This is a genomic window from Mycolicibacterium sp. XJ870 (genome assembly GCF_053483975.1).
This window is the reverse complement of sequence record NZ_JBEFTI010000001.1, coordinates 2229754-2251433: the sequence shown is the minus strand read 5'-3', so window position 1 is coordinate 2251433 and position 21680 is coordinate 2229754. Positions and strand designations below refer to the sequence as shown.

The following is a 21680-nucleotide window of genomic DNA, read 5'->3' as shown; positions in this document are numbered from 1 at the left end:
TCACCGTTGGCCGGTCAGGGAAATGACATCACGGACCCGGTCGATGGCGTCACGTGCTGCGCGCCCGAGGTCCATGGCCCGAAGTCCGGCAAGAGCCCCCACTGTCTGCAGGGCCCAGAATTCGCGGAGATACTGGGGATCCCGCGGAGGCCGAACGATGACAGTGGGAAGCGGCAAGCTGGGGATGGTGCGCTTGATGCACGCCACAACCACCGGTATGTGCTCGGGATTGATCCCGTCAAAGGTGCCGTCGGCGCTGAACAGCGCCGGCCCGCTGGCGGCGGTTCTGCCTCCGTGGTCGCGCGCTGTCGCTGTCACAACGACAGATACTGCTGTCCCGGCCGGCGTTTGCAGTTGCAGGTGCTGGGTCGAAGCATCGACGAATGTCTGTAGCTCCACCAGCATTCCGTTGCTGGTGACGGTGAGTTGACCCACGCCCGCCGGCACGGCTTGCCCCGCCACCAGCCATGTGATGTCTATCGGTGACGTGTCATCCGTCCGCATCGGCGTGGATGCCAGACCCGCCACCTGAGCGCCAAACTCTTCAATACTGCTCAGCAGCCAGTGGCCGAACTGAACTGTGTCGCCGCACGGGGTGCGACTGGTGCGGTGCACCTCCCCTCCCACGACCTGGTCCCGGCGTTCAATGCTGATGATCGCCAACGACGGCAAGCTCGAGGTCTGGTAGGAGATGTCGACGTAATCACTTGAACCACCAATGGCGTGGTGGAATTGCTTGACGCTGATGGCGAGAGCGCGACCGGGAACAACCAGATCCGAACGGAGCCCGTCATCGACGATGTTGCCTTGATACCAGGGCTGCACGCCGTTGTCGGTGTTTGTTTCGATGATGGCGTGCACAACGACGCCGGCGCGTGCGGCGTCATCACCGTCGGTGTCCAGACCCGAGTCCCAGCCCACCGGGGTGCGGTATTCGATGACCACGCTTCCTTTCGGGTCATTCCCGTTGGCGCCGGGCGGTTTCAGGATCAGGGCGACAGACCCGTTGGCCGAGTGGGCGCGGTGAATGCGGGCGGTGCCGACCTGACCGTTACTCGGTAGGTTGCGGATCTCAGCACGGCCAGTGAGCGCTTGCGGCCACGCCCGGTACAACATTGCCGTCGACAAGGCTGGGCCCATCGAAGCCCATCGGGCTCCCGGCCAGCGTGGCGGCACGCTGGCCGCGGGGCTTGAGTCTTCGATATAGGTGGGCCGTCCGCCACCGAATTGCTCGGCGGACATGACGTCGTAGGGCGATCCGTACGTGGGCAGCCAGTCGTCGGCGGTGCTGAGGGGATTCCAGTTGGAGCCGCCGTTGAGCAACCCGAAAGAGTGACGCAGTCCCAGGACGTGGCCGACTTCATGTGTGGCAAAGGAGTGAGTCGTTGTAGCCACAGGCAGTGCGCAAGTTGCGAAGCCGCGGGCGGCAGCGGCGCCGGCGTCGAAGTTGACGGTGAGGTTGGCGGGCTGGTCGGGTTGTCCTGCTTGGGGATTCGCCATAACAAATGTGGTGCCGGGCAGGGTGATCACGACCAGGCCGTCCAGCCCTGCCAGTGGATCGCCGTCTGGGTGCCGAGCGCGCAGGGCGTCGATCGCGATCTCGGCTTGAATGACTCTGCGAACCACTGCGCTGGCGTTATTGGCGGGGTCGGGGATCGTCAGATGGTCGGCCGTCAACGGCACAGTCAGCCACTCGAACATCGTGAAATCGGACAAGTCGAGATAGCCGTAGCTGGAATCTTCCCAGAACCCAAACACCGAGTGGTAGCCGGTGGTCAACATTTCATGGCAGGCCGCATCATCAATCTTCGGCTGGGATGAATCGTGGCGCAGCCGCAGAATTCCCAGCTTCACCTTCTTACTCATTGGCGGCCCTTTCGATGATGTGATGACGCGTCTCTCGGCCATCATCGGCCGACGGCCCACGCCGGGCATGAGTACTGGGCTACTTAAGTTCTTGCGCAGGGCCGCCGCGGATACTGAGGCGGCGGTCCACTACGGCGCCGGCAACACCAGGCTTCTGAAACCAGCGATGCCGCTGCGAGCAGCTTCTTGTACGTCAGCCAGTCTGTCGACTTCGGACATCACCGCCCGCAGCGACGTTCTTGCTGCAGCGTCGGCGAAGGTGTGCAGATCATCGCGACCCTGACCACTTGCATGGAACCGGTACTGGCTTCCCTCGTTCAGGCTGAGCGCCGTCCGCGCGAACTCCTCCGGTGACACGTCGATGAATTCACCGGACCCGACCCCTGCTGCGATGATGCTGCGGAGCAACGCCGATAACTCGTCGTAGTCTTCCTGGAAGTCGCCGAACACCTCCGGTTGCTTCTTGGCCGCTTCCTCTAAGTCGTAGAAATTCAATGGGGCCGTGCACATTTGAACAACGTCCTGATACAGCACGATGTGAAGCCGCACTGCCGCTGACTCGTCCCGAGGGGCCAACACCCGCGCTGCCTCTAACGACACGCGATTCTGGTTCATGATCCCGCGCAGGATCTCGTCCTTGGACCTGAACCAGTAATACAGGGATGACTGCCCCAGCCCCGCTCTCTCGGCGATGGCATCCATGCGGGTGGATCCGAACCCTCTCGCGGCGAACAGCTCAGCGGCGGCTTTGAGGATGTCCCCGCGAGGGTCGTCCGCGACCACACCGCTTCGTCGCGGACGACCCCCCTGCGATTGCGCTCTAGTCATACGGAGATGGTAAGGCGCGGTTAGTCCTTGACGGCGAACAGCGCGTCGTAGTCTGCAGGCTCCTTCTCGATGATGCCGTACTCCACAACGGCAGCTCCGTAATCGCGCAGTGCCTGACCGTCGTCTTCGACGGGGAACTTCGGGAAGTTGACCTGGTCGATGATTGCGGCATCAATACCCATCTCGGCGACAGCCACCTCGCCTACCCGATCGGGGTTTTCCTGAGCGAATGCGTTGACCTCTTTCATCGCATCTCGGAACGACGTCACTGTCTCAGGGTTCGATTCGGCGAAGTTCTGTGACGTCGAGTAGTAGCCGCTCACCTGATCCGGGAACGACTCGGCACCGGGGCCGATGATCTGCTTCCATCCTTTGTTCAGTCCCGGCGTGCGGTGCGGCTCGGACACCCAGATCGCGTCGACGTCGCCCCGCTCGAGTGCCTCACCCATGTCCGAGAACGGAAGCTGCGTCCACGTCAGGGTCTCGTGGTTGAGCCCCTTCTTGTCGAACACGCGGCGGATTTCAACCTCGCCGATGTTCTGCAGCGTATTGACTGCGATATTCGCCCCCTCCAGATCCTTCGGCTCATGGATTCCTTTGTCCGGGAGTACGAGCACGCCGTGATCGTCCTCGTTGGGGTCCGAGTGTGGCGCCCACGCCGGCTGCACCAGCCGTAATGGCAACCCCTGATCGATCGCCGCGAGCTGGCTCACGGTGTTCGAGTAGCCGAATTGGTTCTCACCGCTGAGCACCGACGGGATGACGGCGGCACCGCCGTCGGCGAAGTTGACCTGTACATCCAGGCCGTGCTTCTCGAAGATTCCCTCCTGGATCCCGACGAACAGCGGCGCGCTGAGAATTGCGGGGATCGTTCCGACATTGACCTGGGTCAGCCCGTTCTCGGTCGTGGCGGTCTCGGCGCCACTACCGCCGCCACAGGCCGTCAGGGCGACGGCAGCGGCGGCGAGGACTCCGCCCCGCCGTGCGAGGTGTGAAAGTTGTTTGATCATTGACGTTCTCCGATCGGTTAGGTGTCAAACGGCCGCGAGAGCCGCATCGTTGCGGACCATCTCGCGGATACGGCTGAATACATGGGCGCGTAGATGCGCGAATTCGGGCAGAGATTTGGTCTCGATCTGATCGCGACGGTCCGGCAGATCGATGTGGACGATCTCGGCGACACAGCTCGGTGAACGCGTCACGATGGCCACTCTGTTGCTCAAATACACCGATTCATCAACATCGTGGGTCACGAAAAGAACGGTGGTACCGGTCTCTTCGCGCACGCGCAGCAGCAGGTCCTCGAGATCTGCGCGGGTCTGCGCGTCGACCGACGCGAAGGGCTCATCCATGATGAGGACGGCCGGGCGATAGGCGATCGCCCGCGCGATCGCAACCCGCTGCTGCATGCCGCCGGAAAGCTGGAACGGCTTCTTGTGTGCAGCATCCGCCAGGCCAACCTCGTCCAACGCTTGGTCGACACGCGCTCGACGCTCAATTGCGCTGATACCCTTCTTGATCAGCGGCAGCTCGACATTCTTCGCCACCGTGATCCAGGGAAACAACGAGCGCGCATAGTCTTGGAACACCACCGCGAAGTTGACGGGCGGACCGTCGACGCGCTGGCCGTTGAACGTCACCGAACCGCTCGTCGGTCGGTCCAGTCCGGCGATGCATCGCAGCAGCGTCGTCTTCCCGGCGCCTGAGGGGCCGACAATGCTGAACAGCTCCCCTTCCTCCACGCTGAAGGACATATCGGCGACGGCGGTGAAACCGCCACCCTTGACGGGGTAGGTCTTCTCGAGGCTGGTAACGACGAGCATCGATCACTGCCTTTCACGTATTTCGGTTTGACAGAAGTCAATTGGGCAAGGCACGCACATTCAGCGGGTGTCGGAGCGTCGTGGGTCGCACCACCGCAACAACCGACGTTCTGCCAAGGAGTAGAGGAACGTCATGAGGAACCCGAGGAGCCCCAGGACCAGGATTCCCGACCACATCGTCAGCAGCTGAAAAGTCGCCTGCGCCTGAGTGATGACAAAACCCAAACCCTCTCGGGCGCCTACCATCTCGCTCGTCACCATCAGGATGAGGCTGAGCGGGATTGCGATCCGCACACCGACCAGGACCCGCGGCAGTACGGCCGGGAGTACGACATACAGCTGACGTTGGAAGCCGGAGATGTTGAACGCACGCACCGAGGCGATCATCGTTGTATCGAGCCGGCGCGCACCGTCGGCGGTACTGAGCAGAACTGGCCAGACACAGCCCAGCGCGATGAGAAAGATCTTCATCTCAGGGCTCACGCCGAACAGCATCATCGCGAACGGGATGAGCGCTGTGCTGGGAATCGCGCGGGCGAACTCCAATGTCGGCGACACCGTGCGCTCGACGATCGGGAGTTGGCCGATCACCAATCCCACAGCAACCCCGATAATCACCGCGATCCCCAGGCCCGCGCTCAGTGTCGTCAAGCTGGCACGGATGTTGGCCAGTCCTTCCGACGTCGTCCAGTATTCGATCGCCTCGGCGATGATCGCCGAGAGTGCCGGAAAGTATGCGGTCCCGCTGCTGGCGGAAATGAAGAACCACGCCGCCAGCGCCCCGACCGCTCCGATGACACCCAGGGCCGCACGGCCACGGCCGGTGGACGATGCCGCCATCCATGTACTCATCGGCTGTCCCCCAATCCCTGTGCCGACAGCACCTTGTTCTCCAACCGGCGCATCAGCGCGTTCAGCGCGATCCCTGCGAGGCCACTCAAGGCGATGTAGGCGTACATGCGCGCTGGGTTTCCGGCGGACCGCGACATCGTGATCTCGTAACCGAGACCGGGCATCTGGATGATGATCTCGGCGGTGACGACGAGGATGAGCGTCGTCGAGGTCGCCAAGCGGATCGCGGTGGCCAAGTACGGCAACATGCTCGGAAGTTGGATCCAGCGGATCGTCTGCCATGTCGTGAGGTGGTACGACCGGGCCGTCTCCAGCGCCACCGGATGAGCCGCCCGCACCCCGGCGATCGCCGGCACCAGCACCTGCCAGAACGCTGCGAATACCGCTAGAAACAACGCGCTTTCAGATCCGGTACCGATGGTGAGGACCACCAACGGGATCAACGCGACCGACGGCACCGGCCGCAGAAATTCGATGACCGGTCTCAGCAGCGCTTCCAGAGGGACGAGCAGGCCGAGCGCAGTTCCCGCCACGGTTCCGAGGACAACCGCGATGCACAGCGCCAGCAGCCAGGTACTCATCGTGTGCCACAACGCCGATCCCAGCGCCGACCCGGTCAACTCGGCGAAGAACGCTGCCACGATCTCACTCGCGGGCGGAAAGTAACCGGCCGGCAGGACATCAGTCCGAGTGAGGATCTCCTGCAAACCGATCAGGCCGACGATGAACGCCACGGTCAGGACGCGCCCGTCGACATTGAGAGAAGGTGTGCGTCGCTGCCACGGAAGCGCCAACGCAGCGACGGCAGTCATGATTCGAACTCCAGGTACCGGTTGATCTGGAGGTTGCCCTGCCCGGACTGGTACTCCTTACGGGTGCGCTCGTAATCGAAGTGCAGCCGCGAGTAATCGACCATCTTGTTCGCGACTGGAATGCGCTCCTCCTCGAACGCCCTCAACGCCACACGCACGTCGCCGTGAGCGGCGAGGGACTCCGCGAGCGTCTGCCCGTCGATCAGCGCCTGGTTCGCCCCCTGCGCCATCCCGGGGTACATCGGGTGCGCCGCATCGCCGATCAGCGCCGCACGCCCGTCCACCCACCGCGGCAGGTGGTCGCGGTAGTGCCCGATTTCGCGGCCGATGATCGACTCCGGTTCGCTGCAAGCGATGATCTGCGGAACGGGAGTGTTGGTCCAGGTGTCGTAGACGCCGCGGAACTCATCGAATGTGGAGAGTCCACCGATGGATCCGTACCAGTAGGCATGCGTGGAATCGATTGGTATCCAACCAAAATGACCGTCGGCGCCGTATACGTCGGCCTGCACTTTGGTGGGGACGCCGGCTTGTGCGGTCTCGAAGACCCCTCGCCAGCGGACGATCCCTTCATCGGTGAACGTCGGGACTTCTCCCAGCATGGCGTTGCGGATCCGCGACCCGATGCCATCCGCACCGAGCAGCACATCCCCCTCGGCGCTTCGACCGTCTTCGAAGTGCACCGTGACCTTGTCGTCGGTCTGTGTGTACCCCACCGCCGTAGTGTTGAACTCGATTTCCTGTGGGTCGAGTGCCGTTGCGAGCATGGCGTTCAACCGCCGACGACGCGCCCCGGTGACCGGCGCGCCCAGATGTTCGGACCAAGTGCTCACATCGGTGTCGGAGGTGAGTGTGCCGTCGCTGTCGAGGGCCCACCACCGGTCCATCTCGGCACAGAACGACCGGAACTCCTCACCCAGCCCGAGCCCGTCGATGACCCGCACCCCGTTGGGCCAGATGTTGAGCCCCACGCCGGCCGTTCGCAGTTCCGAATCGCTCTCGAAGATCTGGACTTTCCAGCCCTTCTGCTTCAGGTGCAGGGCAGACGACAGTCCGGCGACTCCACCGCCGCAGATCAATGCTGTTGGCACGACTAGTCTTCCTTTCGACATGGCGTTCCGCTCAGTCGCTCGAGTGCCTTGATGAGCGCACTGTGATCCAGCCCGCCGTCCCCGGCGGAGCGCAGCGCCTGAACGAGCTGCGTGATGACGCCGGTGAGCGGGACCGCGATCTGCGCCCGCTCAGCGGCCGCCAGCGCGATCTTCAGATCCTTGTAGTGCAGATCCAGCCGGAAGCCCGGCGCGAAATCGCGGGCCAGCATCTTCGGCGCCTTCACCTCGAGCACCTTGCTGGCCGCCAGGCCGCCGCCGAGAACGGTAAGCGCGGCATCCACATCGACACCGGTGCGCTGCAGCACCGTCAGCGCCTCCCCGACCAGTGCGATGTTGCCCGCGACGAGCATCTGATTGGCCGCCTTCACCAGCTGTCCGGCACCGACAGGGCCGACGTGCACCAGCGTCGCCGCCACAGCGTTGAGTACCGAGCAGGCCCGGCGCACCGCCTCCTCTTCGCCGCCCATCATGACCGCGAGGGTTCCGGCGATCGCTCCGACGTCCCCTCCGCTGACCGGTGCGTCCACGAACGCGATGTCCTTCTCGGCCAGCCGCGCAGCGATCGCAACCGCAGCATCCGGTGAGATTGTGCTGCAGTCGATTACGAGTGAGCCGCGCCGAAGCGTTGAGACAACTCCTGCTGCGCCGAACAGCACCTCTTCGACATCCGGTGAGTCAGGCAGCATCGTGATGACGACGTCGGCCTTCTCCCCCACGTGCGCGGGACTGGTACCGCCCACCGCCCCGCGCGCCTCCAACGCGTCGACCTTCCAGCGGGAGCGGTTGAACACCACCACTTCGTGGCCGGCGTCCACGAGATGGCCTGCCATCGGCTCGCCCATCACACCGAGCCCGATAAATCCAATGTTCACAGTCACCTCCTCAGTACCCCAGCGACAGATCGACGACATTGCGGAACTCACGCCCGGCGACGAGTCGCTGCAGGTTGTCGACGAACACGTCCACCTGGCGGTCACCCAGCAACTGAGACGCGTGCGAATCATGCGGAAAAACCATGGCTCCCGGCGCTTTCCACAACGGGTCGTCGGCCGGCAGCGGCTCGGTGACGTGACAGTCGATCAGCGCTCCGGACAAATGACCGCGTTCCAGCGCATCGGTGAGTGCGTCGGCATTATGGATCGCGCCGCGAGCGACGTTCGCCACCCAGCCATCCGGCTTCATCGCCGCGAGCGCCTTCGCATCGATCAGGCCGCGCGTGTCCGGGGTCAGGGGTGCGGCGATCACGAGGTAGTCAGATTCGGCCAGTGCCCCGAGTAACTTTGCGGTGCAGACTGTTTCATCGAAACCTTCGACCGCGTGGCCGCGACGGTTGACCCCGATCGTCCGGATACCCAACACCCGTGCGATCGTCGCCGTTCGCGTTCCGATGTTGCCGGTTCCGAGCACCGTCATGGTGGAACCTGCCAGTTCACGCGCGGGCAGTTCCTTCCACTCCCGCGCCGCCTGGTGATTCCAGCGCTCTCGCAGCATCTTCGCGTGCGCCAGAATGCCCGCGATCACGGTCTCGGCGATGGCATTGGCCGCGACTCCGGAGGCATTCGCCAACACCACGCCCGCGGGCATGATCCCGATCAGGTGCTCGGCGCCCGCGCTCATCGACTGCAGGAGCTTCAGGTCTGGATTGAACAATTGCTCGAGTCCGGGCATCTTCAGGATGCCCTGCTCGATCTCGATCTCCTTCTTGGAGCCGCTGGTCTCGACCATGATGGCGTGCGGCGGGCGCTGCGGCGCCCGCCCGGCATTCAGTTCCGAGACCGGGATATGTTCCAGCCACACGTCTTCGGTGACTCCTGTGATCCGCCTCCTCTGCTCGGGGGTCAGCCAGATTCCCTCGTCAGGGTCCTCGGCATTCTGCACTGCCTTGGGTAGACCTGCGACTACGACGTTGAGTGACACTCGTCTGGTTCTCCTGCTCTAGATCTCTGTGCGATTCGTTGTTGACCGCGGTGTGGTCACGGCGTTTTCACGAGCTCGCGCAGGCACGCGTCGACCTCGTCTTGTTCTTCGGCGCGAATGCCCGGGCGCCCGGCTACATGTCCCAGCGGAGACACCATCGGTCGTACTTCCGCGTCGTTGACGCAGCCCGCCTCGAGGAAGTTCTCGGTGGGCGTGAAGTACTTGTCGGTCACCGACGGCATGAAGACCGTGCGCGCCGTGATCCGACCGAGCCGATCTCGCAGCGCGTCGAGACTTCCCCCGCCGTCTGCCATGCGCCACATCCGCAGCGATGCCATCAGATCCCCGGCGTGCATGGACTGGTGATCCTTGCCCCACTGCTCGAGCACCTCGGCAGGGCTGGTGTATCCGAACTCGCGGTACACATCCTCGGCGAAGAACTGTTCGCAGTACGCCCAACCGGCATAGACCCGGCCGAACGCATCGAGCCGTTCCAGCACCTCCGGGTCATGGGCGTTCGCGATTTGGCAGCCGGCCGTCAGCGTGGCGCCGACCGAGTCGAGGAAGACCTCGTTGATCGGCGAACACCGTGCCGCGGAACACAAGGCGAACAGCGCGGAGACGCACCCGGGGTACCGCGCCGCGAAGTCCAGCGATTGCATGCCCCCCAACGACCATCCCGCGACGAGTCGCAGATGCTGAACGCCCAGATCGTCGAGGACGAGTTTCGCCGCACGCACACTGTCCCCGACGCGCACGTCGGGAAACCCTGCGCCACTCGTCGAGGGCGACGACGAGACCCCGCCACCGAAGTGATTGACGACGACCACGAAGTGCTCACTCGGGTCGATCGGTCGCCCCGGGCCGATCCAGGGCCGGTAGCTCTCATCGTCACCGGTGTAATAGGTGAACAACAGGACGGCGTTGTCCTTGGCGGGCGAGAGCGATCCGTACATTCGGAAGCTGATCTGCGCATCGACCAGCACCGCACCCGACTCCAGTGAAAACTCCGGCAGGAGAAGCTGTTTCCTGATGCCGTGCTCGCGGTCCATCGTCATATCGCCTGGCTTCCTTCCCGGTTCGGCCGCTCAGAAGAACTTGAGATACCGGTTCCGTTCCCAGTCGGTGACGGCAGTGGCATAGGACGTCCACTCGTCGCGCTTGTAGTCGATGAACGACTGCCAGAGCTTCTCCCCGCACACCTGCTTGGTGAACGGGTCGGCCTCGAACGCGTCCACCGCTTCCTCGAGCGTTCGCGGAAGCAGTGAAAGACCACGCTTCTCGTACTCGGCCGGGTCGACCTCGTAGAGGTTCTCGGTGTGGAAGTGCTCCAACTCGAGCTTCTCGCGCACGCCTTCCAAACCGGCAGCGAGCAAAAGAGCTGCCGCGAGGTGCGGGTTGGCCGCCGAATCCACGGCACGGCATTCGACCCGGCCACCACCGAGCGGTATGCGCAGCATGTTGGTGCGGTTGTTGTCGCCGCAGCTGGCGAAGATCGGTGCCCATGTCGAGCCGGACATGCTGCCTTGCCGCACCAAGCGCTTGTAGCTGTTGACCGTCGGAGCAATGACCGCACAGATCGCCGCGGCGTGCCGGACGATACCGGCCGCGAAGTGGTAGCCGATGTTGCTCAGTCCGGCGGCCCGTGGGTCGTCGGCGGACTCGAAGAGGTTCAGCCCGCTGTCCAGACCTGCCAGCGACATGTTGAAGTGGGCGCCCGAGCCCGTCCTGTCGGCGAACGGCTTCGGCATGAACGAGACGTATGCGCCGTACTTGCGGGCGACCTCGTTGGCCATCATGCGGAAGAACACGACACGGTCGGCCATCGACAATCCGTCGGCGTAGGCGAAGTCGATCTCGAACTGGCCCTGCGCGTCCTCATGATCGAACGAGTAGACATCCCAACCGAGTTCGTTCATGTAGTCGACAAGCTCGTTGAGCCAGCCGAAGTTGTCCAACAGCATCGGAACTGCGTAGCAAGGCTTTTCGAGAGTGTCGCGTTCGCTCAGGGTGTTCGGGCCGGTGGGTCCGTCCTCCAGGACGAAGAACTCGGTCTCGACGCCGAGATTGAATTGGTAGCCCATCTCCTCGGCTGCCTTCATCTGGCGGCCGAGGATGTTTCGCGTCGACGCCTCGAACGGCTCGCCACCGACGTAGAGATCGGACAGGAACAGAGCGACGTCCTTGCGCCATGGCAAGACGAAGCCCCGGTCGAGATCGGGGTGGGCGGAGAGCTCCTCGTCGCTGACGTCCTGCGGCAAGCCGTCGAGGGCGGCACCGGTGAACAACTCCGAGCCCTGCGACATCTGGACGAAGTGATCGATCGGCACCATCTTCCCCTTGATGTTGCCGTGCAGATCTGTGTAGCCGGCGATGCTGAATCGAACACCGTCTTCTCTCAACTGCTTGGCCATGATCTCGGCTTCAGCTGCATCGCGCGTCATCGGCGATCCCTTCATCACTAGTTTCGATTTGTTATCGAAACCGTAGGAAGGTGATATTTCCCAAGCGTGCCGCTTACGTTAAAACCGGATTTCGAACCTTCGAGGTCCGTAAACAGAACTCGTTGCGGCTGAACAGATTTTGATGTCGCCGTTCCGCGCGGTCAGCACTGAGTTGCGGTGTAACCGATGCAGCTCAGTCGCCGCTAGTGTGCAGTTATGGACCCGCTAGAACCGGCCGACGGCGCGGATGTGGGAAGGCGTACCGCAGCGTCGCTGCTGGCGAATGTGTCCGGCCTGGCCGAAGACATGGCCAGGTACATAGTCGAGCGGATACCGGAGGTCGGCGGCGATGCCGAGCTTCGCGGCCTGACCCTTGGATCGTGCTCGTCGAATCTCGAAGCGGTACTTTCGATGTTCCGCCATGGGATTGACGTAACGGCTGCCGAGGCGCCGGTAACAGCGCTCGAACACGCGCGAGCAATGGCATCACGAGGGCACAGCGTCGATGCGATGCTGCGGTTCTACCGGTTGGGTCACGAGTACTTCACCGACAAGCTCTCCGACCTGCTCACCGACCGGATCGACGATCCCACTGTCGCGCTGAGAACGTTCATCGATCTCGAGCGGTTCGGGTTTCGATACATCGACCGCATCTCCAGTCTGGTGGCTGCCGAGTACGTCGCTGAGCTTGACCGACGGCAGAACCAGGCGAGAGCCGAGCGCGACGACCTCGTGCGGGCACTGCTCGCCGGCGAACGTGTCGACATCGCCAGGGCCGAACGTGTGCTCAGCCACCGCCTCACCGGTCGGCAGGTCGGTTTCGTCTGCTGGGCCGACGACCGTGGCGTCGACCTTGAGGGCTTCGCTAGGAAGGTTGGCAGGTCTCTGGGCGCAGGTCATTCGTTCGTCGTGGCGGACGGCCCGCTCGCGGTATGGGGATGGGCATCAATCACCGGTGACGTGAGGACGTCGCTCACGGGCGTGGCGACGGAGTTCCCCGGCGAACGCGAAAACGTTCACACCGCGGTGGGCTCGCCACATCCCGGGGTTGCGGGCTTTCGCATCTCGCACCTCGAGGCTCTACGCACTCGGCGGGTCATCGAACTGTCCGGGCGCGCGGCGCCGTCATTCACCGAGTTCAGCGATGTCGCGTTGGTGGACGCGATCTCGCGCGACCTGGATGCGGCAAGGGCCTTCGTTGCCGCTCAGCTCGGCGATCTCGCACGAGATGACGCGAAAGAGCGCGGCGAGCGCGCCGCACTCCTGGCTGTTCTCGACGCGCAGGGCAGTCTGACGGCCGCAGCACGCAGCTTGGGAATCCACAAGAACACGGTCCTGCAAAGGGTGCGTCGTGCCGAAGAGCGCAGGGGCCGGCCCGCAACGATCAAGATCGCCGAACTGCACGCCGCGCTACACGTCTGCGACGTGCTGGGGACCTCGGTATTGCCCGATTCATAGCTTCGCTGCCAGGAGACGGAGCGTGCTGGATGTGCTGTCAGCACACCGCGGAGGGCTGGTAGGGCCTTGTTGACCGACACCGGCCGTTTGTAGGTTTCGAGGCACCTCATCCCGAACCGCGCGAAGGACTCCGATGTCGACCACGACTCAACGCTCCCCATCCCCGGTAGCCTCGCAGCACGCCCTGCCTGATCCGGGCGAGCAGGTTCCAACGCTGTCCTGGCCGATCGTTGGAATCTTCACCTTCGCGCTTGCGCTCTTCGGCACATCAACCTGGGCTGCGCTCACCGATGCTTTGCCGGCGATCGCCACCGTCGCCGCCAGCTCCGCGGCAATCTTCGTTCTGTTCACCGTCTTGCACGACGCCTCGCACTACTCGATCAGTTCGCACCGCTGGGTCAACGTCGCGTTCGGCCGCGTGGCGATGTTCTTCGTCTCGCCGCTGATCTCCTTCAAGTCGTTCGCGTTCATCCACATCGAGCACCACCGCAACACCAATGACGGTGATTCCGATCCCGATCACTTCGTCAGCGCCGCGCCCTGGTGGCAGCTGCCGATCCGCTTCCCGGCCATGGACCTGCCCTACATCAGCTTCTTGGTACGCAACGTACGCAAGCGCCCACGCGCGGAGGTTCTCGAGACGGTGGCCCTCATGACCGTCTCACTGACGGTGATCGTGTCGGCCGCCTTCGGCGGACATCTGTGGACGCTCGCACTGATCTACCTGATTCCCGAGCGGGTGGCGATGTTCGTGCTGGCGTGGTGGTTCGATTGGCTACCCCACCACGACCTGGAAGACACCCAACGCGAGAACCGCTATCGCGCGACCCGCAACCGCGTCGGCTCAGAGTGGATCCTGACACCCCTGCTCCTGTCGCAGAACTATCACCTGGTCCACCACTTACATCCCTCCATCCCCTTCTACCGCTACGTCGCGACCTGGCGACGGAACGAGTCCGCCTACCTCGAGCGCGACTCGGCAATGAGCACCGTCTTCGGGCAGCAGCTCGATGCCACGCAGTACCACGAGTGGAAACGCCTCAACGGCAAACTGACTGCGCTGCTGCCAGTCCGAATGCCGCCGTCCTCCGCGGCGCACCACGCCGGCACCCACCCGATTCCCGTCAAATGCGTCGAGCCCCTGACCCCAGACAGCGTCAAAGTCACGTTCGACGTTCCCGACCACCTGCGCGGCCAGTTCCAGTTCCAGGCAGGCCAACACCTGACCGTCAAACACCGAATCGGCGGAGATGAGGTGCGACGAAACTACTCGATCTGCACCGCGGCCACATCGGGAGAACTGGCGATCGGCGTACGGCACATCGACGGCGGGAGATTCTCAACCTTCGCGGTCGAAACACTGCGAGCCGGTGATGTTTTGGAACTGATGACGCCCACGGGCAGCTTCGGCGCACCCCTTGATCCACTCGCTCGGCGCGACTATGTCGCGGTGGCCGCCGGCAGCGGCATCACGCCGATCATATCGATCATGCGCACCACCATGGAGATCGAGACCGAGAGCCGGTTCACCCTGTTCTACGGCAACCGCACCGCTGAGTCGACGATGTTCGCCACCGAGCTCGATGAACTCGAGTCTCGGTATGCCGACCGGTTACGCATCGTCCACATCCGCTCAGCCGAGGCGCACCACCCGGCAACCCTTCGCGGCCGTATCGACATGGCGATGGTCCAGCGGCACCTCGCCGGCGACCTCACCTCAATCGATCGCTGGTACCTATGCGGCCCAGGCGATCTCGTCACTTCAATGCGCAATGGTCTCACGTCTGATGGCGTGCCCACCGACCGGATACACCTCGAACTCTTCCGCGGCACGAACCGGCCCACGCACGTCGATGACTTCCCCACGTCCGACGTGACGATCACGCTGGCCGGCGCGGATCACACCGTGAAACTCACCGGGGGTGAGACTGTGCTCGAATCCGCGCTGCGAAACAACATCGACGCGCCCTATGCCTGTCTTGGCGGAGCGTGCGGCACGTGCAAGGGCAAGATCACCGCGGGAGCGGTGTCGATGGAGCAGAACTTCGCCCTCAACGCAGCGGAATTGGAGGCCGGCTTCGTGCTGACGTGTCAATCCCATCCCACCAGCCCGACGGTCTCAGTCGACTACGACAGCTGAGCAACACATGCGTGAATCCGTTCGTAATGCGCAGATGGATCCAATGCTTCGCCGGGCAGCAAGCATGATCAGGTGCGGCGCGACGCCGTCAACGCTACGCGTGCGGCATTCCTCGGTGTGCGATACGTTTTAGCCCGACCGTTAGGAGCGCACGGCTTGTCGTTCGCCCTGAATCGCGCAATCACTCACGGAGATGCGCACGCTAGGTGGAGGTATCATGCCCCTTGCCGAGTCGTATGTTGTGGAGAAGCACGACACCACTACGTTGGCCAGGGGTGATGCGACGGAGTTCTGGGCGGAGAATGTCTGTCGCCATCACGGCACCATGCGGTTACGTTTCGCCAATGCGACCACGTTCCACGGCGGTTTCGTTCAGCAGCGAGCCCGCGCGCACCTGCTGGTCGACTTCTGGTCTGAGGGCATCGGCTACTCGCGCCGTGCCGACGACTTCCGGAGAGATGGCGATGAAAGCTTGCGCTTATTCGTGCCTATCGCCGGCACGACGTTGCTGAGCCAGGACGGGGTCACTGCCCAGGTCGGGCCGAGATTCGCTGGGTTGGTGACGAAGGCCCGCGCATTCGACATCGAACACAGCCACCGGATGCGGACATGGCTGATGACGCTGCCCGTCGGAGTCATCCCCATGGACGCCTGCCCTGGACCCGTGTTGTTTGACGTATCCCAGGGCCTCGGGTCGGTGGTCGGCAGCATGATCGCCGAACTTGGAGCTCAGCGGGAGGCATTGGATGGCAGTGCGTTTTCATCTGCCTGCGACACGCTTACCGAGCTTCTTCCACTGTGCGTGCGCCCGCGCGCCGAATTGCCCAGCACCCTGGCAACTGTGGACGCCGCAGCGCGCGACTACGTCCGCCGTCACGCCGCCGACCCCGAACTGACTCCGGAAGGGATCGCGCGGGCGTTGGGCTGGTCCTTGCGGCAGGTACAGCTCGCTCTGCACGAGACCGGCACGACGCCCGCGGCGCTGCTGCGTGGTGCGCGGCTCGACCTTGCGCGCTCCCTGCTTCGCACCGCGCCTCCCCAGCGCACCGTGGCCGACATCGCTCACTCCAGTGGCTTCCGTTCACTCAGCGCCTTCCAGGCACGTTTCAAGGCGCGGTTCGGGATGACGCCGCAGGAGGCCCGATGTTCATAAGTCCGCAGGATGGTCGAGCTCATCCCCGACCGTCGCCGTGGCGACTGAAAGTTCAGTCCTGCCAATGGTTCCGGCCTTGTGGATCAATCTGCTCTCGGGTGACGTGCATCGGTTCACGACCTTCGGTGCGTGGAGGCAGTGATGGCTGAGCAGGTGCGTGCAGGCATCATCGGAGCTGGTTTCATCGGCACCGTGCACGCCAATGCGGTGCGCGCCGCCGGCGGGTCGGTCACGCGGGTCGCGGCGTCCACGCCAGAGCGGTCCGCCGCGGCTGCCGACCGACTCGGCGCTCTCCGCCCCGCCGCCACCGCCGAGGAGCTGATCGATTCCGATGACGTGCAGGTGGTGCACATCTGCACCCCGAACTCACTGCACACGCCACTGGCGCAGCGCGCCCTTGCTGCCGGAAAGCCGGTGGTGTGCGAGAAGCCGCTCGCCACAACGCTTTCCGATGCGCGGTCGTTGGCGGCCGCCGCAGGTGGCCAGGTGGCGACTGTTCCCTTCGTCTACCGGTTCTATCCGGCGGTCCGCGAAGCCCGGGCACGTGTCTCCGCCGGGGAGGCCGGTCCTCTACACCTGCTGCACGGGGCTTATTTGCAGGACTGGCAGGCCGGGGGCGCCTCGGCCGGTTGGCGCGGCGACGATGCCGAAGGCGGCGCGTATCGGGCGTTCGCCGACATCGGCGTGCACTGGTGCGATCTCGTCGAATTCACCACCGGGCACCGCATCACCCGACTGCTGGCCCATACTTCCGGCGGCGGCCGGGTGACCACCGTGCAGTTCGTCACCGACACCGACGCGTCGGGCTCGATGTTGGTCAGCCAGACAGCGATCGGCAGACGCAACGCGCTGCGGTTCTCCCTCGACGGTGCCGACGCCGCATACGGCTTCGACCAGGAATGCCCGGAAAACCTGTTTGTCGGCGGACTACAGGGCAACCTCACCGTCCACCGCGGGTCGCCCGCGAGTTCCGCTGCGGCGGCCCGCTATTCGCTGCTCCCGCCCGGGCATCCGCAGGGCTACCAGGACTGCTTCAACGCCTTCGTCGCGGACACTTACGCCGCGATCGGCGGGTCCGCCCCGGACGGGCTGCCCGCGTTCGCCGACGGGGTTCGTGCCGCCGCACTGGTGGACGCGGTGATCAACTCCTCTGAATCCTCGACTTGGGTGGAGGTGCCCTCATGAAACTCGGATTCCTGCGCCGCTCAGGCAACTTGCGCGAGTAGTTTGGATCTGGTGGATCACGCAGACGGCGGGAAAGTCGACGCCAGTTCCCTGACCGGCGTCTCAGAGACGGCATTGTTGACGCTGTACGGCAGGGCGCATCAGGCTCGCCATCCTAATGCCATCATCGACGATCCGATGGCGATCCGGCTTGTCGATGCGATTGATTTCGACTTCGAGAAGTTCGGTCGCAAGGGCCAGGAGATGGCCTTGCGTTCCCTGGCTTTCGACCGGGCGGCGATCCGTTACCTGTCGGAGCATCCGGCCGCCACGGTGGTTGCCCTCGCCGAGGGGCTGCAAACCAGCTTCTGGCGACTGAGCAGCGTCCTGCCCGATGCCGAATTTCGCTGGATTACTGTCGATTTCGAACCCGTAATCGATTTGCGTCAGCGACTGTTGCCCTCCTCCCCTAGGATCGCCTACCTCGCTCAGTCTGCGCTGGACCACAGCTGGATGGATCAGGTGGACGCCGGTGACGGGGTGTTCATCACCGCGGAGGGGCTGCTCATGTATCTCCAGCCCGAAGATGCGATGGACCTGATCACCAAGTGCGCCAGCCGATTTCCGGGCGGCCAGATGATCTTCGACCTGCCTCCGGTGCTCGTGAAGAAGTTCGCTCCCAAAGGACTGCGATCCTCGCGGCGGTACCGCGTCCCGCCGATGCCCTTCAGCTTGTCGGCATCTCAACTGGCTGACTTGGCCCACACCGTGCCGGGAATCCGTGCGGTGCATGACTTACCGATGCCAAGCGGCCGGGGCTTGCTGTTCAACAAGCTGTTCCCCGCCTTCTGGCAGTTGGCATTGACCAAGCAGTTCCGCGGCGCCTACACCTTGCTGGAGTTCGGCTGACTCGACGCCCACCGTCAGGGACTAACCCCAGTAGGCGAAGGTGCACACAGGCCGCGGCTCAGTCTTGAATGCCACCAACATGTCCCCGTCCATCATGATGGTGCAGGTGAGTTCGGCGTCGCCACCGTCAGCGGCAACCTCAGATTCCAACTTGTCGTAAACGGGGTATTGCTTCTCCCAAGGCAGCGTTACGTCCGTCTCAGTTTTCTCGGGTCCGCCGTTGATCCGGTATCGGATCGTCACTTGAGCGCTGCCGCCGCTGACCTTCATTACCGCCGTGCCGACCGGCTTGCCGGCGGGCGCCGCCTCCGACGTCGTAACCTGCGCGGTGGTGGGGTTGTCAGCGGTATCTGCCACCGGTGTTCCGGCGATTGTGGCGCACCCTGCTGCCACGACAGCGGCCACAGCAACCCACGCAATCACACCGACGACACAGCTGTAGCGACGCATGCCTCAGGCTACGACAAACGACGACCACGCCTGTGGCCGTTGGCGTATTGCCGTCCGCCGCACCGCTTGCCCACGCAAACGAAACGCTGTTGGGGTCTCGACGCCGTCCGCGACCTACGCTACCGTAACCTACGGTTGCGTAAGTACGTCCAGCGCAACCGAGCACTCTGATAGCTGAGTGGGAGAACCGGATGGTTACTACGCAAGACGCAGTGTTGACGGAGCTGGAGTCGGTTGTTGAGGCCAATCTCAACAGGCACCTCGAGCAGGCGAAAGTGTGGAACCCGCACGACTACGTGCCGTGGAGCCGTGGCCGCGACTTCGCACTGTTGGGCGGTCAGGACTGGTCGCCGGAGGATTCGCAACTCGATGAGGTCGCGAAGACCGCGTTGGTCGTGAATCTCCTTACCGAAGACAACCTTCCCTCGTACCACCGTGAGATCGCCACCCGGTTCGGCCTTGACGGCCCGTGGGGCCAGTGGGTCGGTCAGTGGACTGCCGAAGAGGGTCGCCACAGCATCGCGATCCGCGACTACCTCGTCGTGACGCGCGGCGTGGATCCCGTCGCACTCGAGCGTCTTCGGATGCAGCACACGGTGGCCGGATACGACTCGGGCGACAAGACCGTTCTCGAAACGCTCGCGTATGTCTCATTCCAGGAGTTGGCCACCCGCATCAGCCACCGCAACACGGGCCGGGCAGCCGGATGTCCGATCGCCGAGCAACTGCTCACCCGCGTCGCTGCAGACGAGAACCTGCACATGGTCTTCTACAGAAATCTGGCTGCGGCCGCTCTTGAGGTCGCACCCGATGCGACCATGGAGGCGATTGCGGCTGAGGTGATCAACTTTCAGATGCCGGGCAACAACATGCCTGGCTTCGCCGAGAACGCGGTGATGATCGCCAAAGCCGGAATATATGACCTCCGTTCGCATTTGGACGACGTCCTACGTCCGGTTCTGCGGTTCTGGAAGATCTTCGAACGCGAGGACTTCAGTGGCGAGGGCGCCCGCGCACGAGACCAACTCGGGGAATTCCTCGAGCTTGTCGATGCGAAGGCGTCCTACTACGACGAGCGGCGCCTCGCCCGCGCCGCTGGGTGATTCTCTCGCCGGCCGCCGGCACCGCCTACTCCGTCGCCTGATTCGGCTCGGAGTCAACCTTCAGCGGCTGGTGCTGGACGACCTCGTCGGTGCCAGGCCTGTCGTCGTAGCGGGACATGTACGCATCGATCTCGCGGACGATCTCCGGGCCGGGAACGCCCCATCCCTCCTCATAGTGGTACACCTCGGCGAGCGGCCGGTGGCCGCGGTCGCCGTCGAGGATCTCGACGTCGTTTGGGCCCAACATGGCCGGGTGGCGAACGCCGGCCGCCTCTGACACCTTCAGCAGATCGCGGCGCAGCGTCAGGATGTAGTTGGCCAGCCGATGCGACTTCTGCTCCGGATCAAGCCCTCGAGTCAGCCACGCGTTCTGCGTCGCGACGCCGGTTGGGCAGTGATCGGTGTGGCACTTCTGCGCCTGGATACACCCGATCGCGAGCATCGCTTCCCTGGCCACGTTGATGAGGTCGACGCCCAGTGCGAACGCCACGATCGCGTTACCGGGCACACCGAGCTTCCCTGCACCGATCCACGTGACGCGGTCGCTGAGGTCAGCTTGTGCAAACAGGCCATAGACCCGAGCGAAGCCGAGCCGGAACGGGAAGGACACATGGTCGGCGAAGACGAGCGGTGCGGCGCCGGTGCCGCCCTCGCCCCCGTCGATAGTGATGAAGTCAACGCCCCGCTGCTCATCGGCCATGCGGTCGGCCAAGTCGCGCCAGAAGCCCAGCTCCCCCACCGCCGATTTGATGCCGACCGGAAGCCCCGTGGCATCCGCGATCCGCTCGACGACATCGAGCATCTCATCGACGTTGCGGAACGCGGTGTGTCGGGAAGGGCTCGCGACGTCCTTGCCCTGCTCGACGCCACGGATGCGGGCGATCTCCGCGTTCACCTTGGCGCCTGGGAGATGTCCGCCCAGGCCCGGCTTGGCGCCCTGGCTCAGCTTGATCTCGATCGCGCGTACGGGGGCGGAGCCGACGACGTCGACCAGCCGGTCTAGATCGAACTTCCCGTGCTCGTCGCGGCAGCCGAAATAGCCTGTGCCGATTTGGAAGACGAGGTCGCCACCCTGACGGTGATGGTCCGACAGTCCGCCCTCGCCGGTGTTGTGCCAGAAGTCCGCGATCGTGGCAGCCTTGTTGATCGCTTGGACCGCCTGGGGACTGAGCGACCCGAACGACATCGCCGACACATTGACGACCGATGCGGGCCGAAAGGCGTACCGGCGCCCTCGCGGGCCGCCGAGCACCTTTGCGCCTGGCACCTCGATGTCACGCCCGTGGATCGGGGACGCGGGGACGACGTCAGAAAACGTGGCCTGCTTGATGATCGGGTACGCGGCGTTCTCGGTGTCGTTGTCCGTGCCGAACGCGAAGTAATTGTTCTCTTTCTTGGCCGACGAGTACACCCAGCGCCGTTGGTCACGGCTGAACGGTCGCTCTTCGTCGTTGCTCGTGATGATGTACTGGCGCAGCTCCGGACCGATCGACTCCAGGAGATACCGGAGCCGGGCGACGACCGGGAAATTGCGGCGAAGAGCGTGCTCCTTCTGAAGCAGGTCCCGCACTGCAAGCCCCGCGACAGTGGCGGCGGGAGCCAGCGCCGCCAGCGTCCGCTTCTTCATGTGACCACCCTTCGCGGACGGC

General features: G+C 64.0%; 19 protein-coding genes. 6 read left to right on the top strand and 13 right to left on the bottom strand.

Going from position 1 to position 21680, the window contains the following annotated elements; genetic code table 11:
- The 11 genes from ABQF30_RS10870 to glnT all read right to left on the bottom strand — a co-directional run bounded on the left by ABQF30_RS10870 (position 1) and on the right by glnT (position 11654).
- Positions 1-1866, bottom strand: a complete 1866-nt coding sequence (locus tag ABQF30_RS10870; protein WP_448463135.1) for a zinc metalloprotease — start codon at positions 1864-1866, stop codon at positions 1-3.
- Positions 1867-1995: 129 nt separating this feature from the next.
- Positions 1996-2694 (bottom strand): TetR/AcrR family transcriptional regulator, encoded by a 699-nt coding sequence (locus ABQF30_RS10865; protein ID WP_448463133.1) that lies wholly within the window; start codon positions 2692-2694, stop codon positions 1996-1998.
- 20 nt (positions 2695-2714) lie between these two features.
- Positions 2715-3704, bottom strand: a complete 990-nt coding sequence (locus ABQF30_RS10860) for an ABC transporter substrate-binding protein (RefSeq protein ID WP_448463131.1) — start codon at positions 3702-3704, stop codon at positions 2715-2717.
- Positions 3705-3728: 24 nt separating this feature from the next.
- Positions 3729-4517: an ABC transporter ATP-binding protein gene (locus ABQF30_RS10855; protein WP_448463129.1), complete on the bottom strand. Its 789-nt coding sequence runs from the start codon at positions 4515-4517 to the stop codon at positions 3729-3731.
- 60 nt (positions 4518-4577) lie between these two features.
- Complete coding sequence (locus tag ABQF30_RS10850; RefSeq protein WP_448463127.1) at positions 4578-5369, bottom strand: ABC transporter permease; 792 nt, start codon at positions 5367-5369, stop codon at positions 4578-4580.
- A complete protein-coding gene (locus ABQF30_RS10845; RefSeq protein WP_448463125.1) occupies positions 5366-6181 on the bottom strand; it encodes an ABC transporter permease in 816 nt (271 codons plus the stop codon). The genes ABQF30_RS10850 and ABQF30_RS10845 overlap by 4 nt, the downstream gene beginning before the upstream one ends.
- Positions 6178-7272 carry an FAD-dependent oxidoreductase gene (locus ABQF30_RS10840; RefSeq protein ID WP_448463124.1) on the bottom strand — a complete coding sequence of 365 codons (1095 nt, stop codon included), beginning with the start codon at positions 7270-7272 and terminating at the stop codon, positions 6178-6180. The genes ABQF30_RS10845 and ABQF30_RS10840 overlap by 4 nt, the downstream gene beginning before the upstream one ends.
- 2 nt (positions 7273-7274) lie before the next feature.
- Positions 7275-8165, bottom strand: coding sequence for an NAD(P)-dependent oxidoreductase (locus tag ABQF30_RS10835; RefSeq protein ID WP_448463122.1), 891 nt, complete (start codon positions 8163-8165; stop codon positions 7275-7277).
- Positions 8166-8175: 10 nt separating this feature from the next.
- Positions 8176-9210, bottom strand: a complete 1035-nt coding sequence (locus tag ABQF30_RS10830) for a D-2-hydroxyacid dehydrogenase (protein ID WP_448463120.1) — start codon at positions 9208-9210, stop codon at positions 8176-8178.
- 56 nt (positions 9211-9266) lie between these two features.
- Entirely contained in the window at positions 9267-10268 is a 1002-nt protein-coding gene (locus ABQF30_RS10825; protein WP_448463118.1) for an alpha/beta fold hydrolase, read from the bottom strand.
- 30 nt (positions 10269-10298) lie between these two features.
- A complete protein-coding gene (gene glnT, locus ABQF30_RS10820; RefSeq protein WP_448463116.1) occupies positions 10299-11654 on the bottom strand; it encodes a type III glutamate--ammonia ligase in 1356 nt (451 codons plus the stop codon).
- A 216-nt stretch (positions 11655-11870) separates the two neighbouring features.
- On the opposite strand from glnT, the gene ABQF30_RS10815 reads away from it, so the two are divergent.
- The 5 genes from ABQF30_RS10815 to ABQF30_RS10795 all read left to right on the top strand — a co-directional run bounded on the left by ABQF30_RS10815 (position 11871) and on the right by ABQF30_RS10795 (position 18478).
- Positions 11871-13112, top strand: coding sequence for a PucR family transcriptional regulator (locus ABQF30_RS10815; RefSeq protein WP_448463114.1), 1242 nt, complete (start codon positions 11871-11873; stop codon positions 13110-13112).
- Positions 13113-13245: 133 nt separating this feature from the next.
- Positions 13246-15252: a fatty acid desaturase gene (locus ABQF30_RS10810; protein ID WP_448463112.1), complete on the top strand. Its 2007-nt coding sequence runs from the start codon at positions 13246-13248 to the stop codon at positions 15250-15252.
- A 217-nt stretch (positions 15253-15469) separates the two neighbouring features.
- Positions 15470-16405, top strand: coding sequence for an AraC family transcriptional regulator (locus ABQF30_RS10805; RefSeq protein WP_448463110.1), 936 nt, complete (start codon positions 15470-15472; stop codon positions 16403-16405).
- A 141-nt stretch (positions 16406-16546) separates the two neighbouring features.
- Complete coding sequence (locus tag ABQF30_RS10800; protein ID WP_448463108.1) at positions 16547-17590, top strand: Gfo/Idh/MocA family protein; 1044 nt, start codon at positions 16547-16549, stop codon at positions 17588-17590.
- Positions 17591-17641: 51 nt separating this feature from the next.
- Positions 17642-18478, top strand: coding sequence for a class I SAM-dependent methyltransferase (locus ABQF30_RS10795; protein ID WP_448463106.1), 837 nt, complete (start codon positions 17642-17644; stop codon positions 18476-18478).
- A gap of 21 nt (positions 18479-18499) precedes the next feature.
- On the opposite strand, the gene ABQF30_RS10790 is transcribed toward ABQF30_RS10795, so the two are convergent.
- The gene (locus tag ABQF30_RS10790; RefSeq protein ID WP_448463104.1) at positions 18500-18835 is read right to left on the bottom strand and encodes a hypothetical protein; all 336 of its coding nucleotides are present in this window, start codon (positions 18833-18835) and stop codon (positions 18500-18502) included.
- Positions 18836-19119: 284 nt separating this feature from the next.
- Between ABQF30_RS10790 and ABQF30_RS10785 the strand changes: the two genes are divergently transcribed.
- On the top strand, positions 19120-20031 hold the full coding sequence (locus ABQF30_RS10785; protein WP_448463102.1) for an acyl-ACP desaturase: 912 nt from the start codon (positions 19120-19122) through the stop codon (positions 20029-20031).
- Between the two features lie 25 nt (positions 20032-20056).
- Here ABQF30_RS10785 and ABQF30_RS10780 read toward each other — a convergent pair whose 3' ends face one another.
- The gene (locus ABQF30_RS10780) at positions 20057-21658 is read right to left on the bottom strand and encodes an FMN-binding glutamate synthase family protein (RefSeq protein WP_448463100.1); all 1602 of its coding nucleotides are present in this window, start codon (positions 21656-21658) and stop codon (positions 20057-20059) included.
- Between the last annotated feature and the right edge of the window lie 22 nt (positions 21659-21680).

Coding starts and splice junctions, on each gene's coding strand:
- ABQF30_RS10825 (WP_448463118.1), bottom strand. CDS start 10,268: ATGACGATGGACCGCGAGCACGGCATCAGGAAACAGCTTCTCCTGCCG.
- ABQF30_RS10800 (WP_448463108.1), top strand. CDS start 16,547: ATGGCTGAGCAGGTGCGTGCAGGCATCATCGGAGCTGGTTTCATCGGC.
- ABQF30_RS10865 (WP_448463133.1), bottom strand. CDS start 2,694: ATGACTAGAGCGCAATCGCAGGGGGGTCGTCCGCGACGAAGCGGTGTG.
- ABQF30_RS10785 (WP_448463102.1), top strand. CDS start 19,120: ATGGTTACTACGCAAGACGCAGTGTTGACGGAGCTGGAGTCGGTTGTT.
- ABQF30_RS10870 (WP_448463135.1), bottom strand. CDS start 1,866: ATGAGTAAGAAGGTGAAGCTGGGAATTCTGCGGCTGCGCCACGATTCA.
- ABQF30_RS10845 (WP_448463125.1), bottom strand. CDS start 6,181: ATGACTGCCGTCGCTGCGTTGGCGCTTCCGTGGCAGCGACGCACACCT.
- ABQF30_RS10815 (WP_448463114.1), top strand. CDS start 11,871: ATGGACCCGCTAGAACCGGCCGACGGCGCGGATGTGGGAAGGCGTACC.
- ABQF30_RS10805 (WP_448463110.1), top strand. CDS start 15,470: ATGCCCCTTGCCGAGTCGTATGTTGTGGAGAAGCACGACACCACTACG.
- glnT (WP_448463116.1), bottom strand. CDS start 11,654: ATGACGCGCGATGCAGCTGAAGCCGAGATCATGGCCAAGCAGTTGAGA.
- ABQF30_RS10780 (WP_448463100.1), bottom strand. CDS start 21,658: ATGAAGAAGCGGACGCTGGCGGCGCTGGCTCCCGCCGCCACTGTCGCG.
- ABQF30_RS10855 (WP_448463129.1), bottom strand. CDS start 4,517: ATGCTCGTCGTTACCAGCCTCGAGAAGACCTACCCCGTCAAGGGTGGC.
- ABQF30_RS10850 (WP_448463127.1), bottom strand. CDS start 5,369: ATGAGTACATGGATGGCGGCATCGTCCACCGGCCGTGGCCGTGCGGCC.
- ABQF30_RS10810 (WP_448463112.1), top strand. CDS start 13,246: ATGTCGACCACGACTCAACGCTCCCCATCCCCGGTAGCCTCGCAGCAC.
- ABQF30_RS10860 (WP_448463131.1), bottom strand. CDS start 3,704: ATGATCAAACAACTTTCACACCTCGCACGGCGGGGCGGAGTCCTCGCC.